This is a genomic window from Kitasatospora putterlickiae, assembly GCF_039527695.1.
Classification (GTDB): Bacteria; Actinomycetota; Actinomycetes; order Streptomycetales; family Streptomycetaceae; genus Kitasatospora; species Kitasatospora putterlickiae.
Map to the genome: position 1 here is coordinate 1,922 of NZ_BAAAKJ010000080.1, position 1,306 is coordinate 3,227.

Below are 1,306 nucleotides of genomic sequence, written 5' to 3' on the forward strand. Positions count from 1 at the left end.
TTGCCTCCGGCCCCTGACGACGGCCGTTCACCGGGTCAGCCGGTCACTCGTCGTCCTCGTCGTCGAGCCGCGCCAGCCAGGTGGCCAGCCGCTCGACCGGGACCTCGAAGTCCGGGTTGAGGTCGACGAACTCGCGCAGGCGCTCGGCCAGCCACTCGAAGGTGACCTCCTCGTCGCCGCGCCGGCTCTCCAGTTCCTCGATGCCGCGGTCGGTGAAGTACACGGGTCGCTCCGGTCGGGTGGGGATAAGACCTGGTCAGGATAGACCGGCTCAGCTCGCCCGGTAGGTGTTCAGGGTGACCTTGGCGGCGCCGGTGGTGGGGTCCGCGACGTCCACGGCGGCGATGGCGATGTTGCGGGTGACCCGGTCGCGGATGCAGAGCAGCCGGCCCGGGGTGACCCGGTTGAAGGTCAGGTCGGTGTCCGGCCGGGAGTCGATCGCGATGGCGCACTGCTCGGGGGTGATGGCGGCCTCGGTGATCACCGCGAAGTCGGACTTGTTGTCGCCGACGCTCTCGAAGGAGTCGGCCCGGCTGCCGCTGGAGGTGGACTCCCGGCTGAGGCCGAGGCCCCACTTCAGGTCGGAGCCGCGCGGTACCACGGTGCCGGCCGTGAGGTCGATCCGGTAGGCCTCGCTGGAGTACTCCGCGGCCGGGATGGAGAGCGGCTTCTTCTCGATCACCGGCTGGTAGCCGGTCGGCCGGGCCGGGGCGGTGACCCCGCCGCTTGCGGTGGGCTTGCCCGGCGCGGCGCTGACCGGCACCGAGGTGGCGCTCGGGGTGGCGCTCGGAGTGGAGGCCGCGGCGGCGGGCGTGGTGGCGGCCGGGGTGGTGGCCGGCGGGGCGGCGGGCTGCGCGTTCGCCGGGTCGCCCTGGGCGCTGTTCGGCTTGTCGTCGCCCTTGTCGAGCTTGGACATCAGCACCACGCCGCCGGCCGTGCCGCCGAGCGCCATCACCAGGGCGACGGTCAGCAGCACCTTCCAGGAGACACCGCCCTTGCGGGCCGGCTCCGGCGCGCCCGCCGGGAGGTCGGTGACCACCGGACCGGGCGGCGGGGTGTCGTAGGACGGCGGCTCCGGGCGCAGCTGGACGGTGGGCGGGGCGCCGAGCAGCGGGCCGGTCGGGGCCTCGGTGGGCGTCTGCGCGGCGCCGTACGCGCCGAGTGGCGGCGGGACGAAGCCGGGCGGCGGGGTGTCCGGCTGGGCGGGGCCGAACCCGGGCGGCGGCGGCCCGAAGGACGGCGCGGTGCCCTGGTGGACGGGCGGTGCGGCCGGCGGCGTCGCGGTGGCGGACGGGCCGGTCGGCGG

General features: G+C 75.5%; 1 protein-coding gene and 1 pseudogene. Both read right to left on the reverse strand.

Going from position 1 to position 1,306, the window contains the following annotated elements; genetic code table 11:
- Positions 1-43 precede the first annotated feature (43 nt).
- Positions 44-223 carry a DUF6104 family protein gene (locus ABD308_RS09175; RefSeq protein ID WP_030309148.1) on the reverse strand — a complete coding sequence of 60 codons (180 nt, stop codon included), beginning with the start codon at positions 221-223 and terminating at the stop codon, positions 44-46.
- A gap of 48 nt (positions 224-271) precedes the next feature.
- A pseudogene (locus ABD308_RS09180) lies at positions 272-1,306 on the reverse strand (hypothetical protein); the annotation flags it as partial.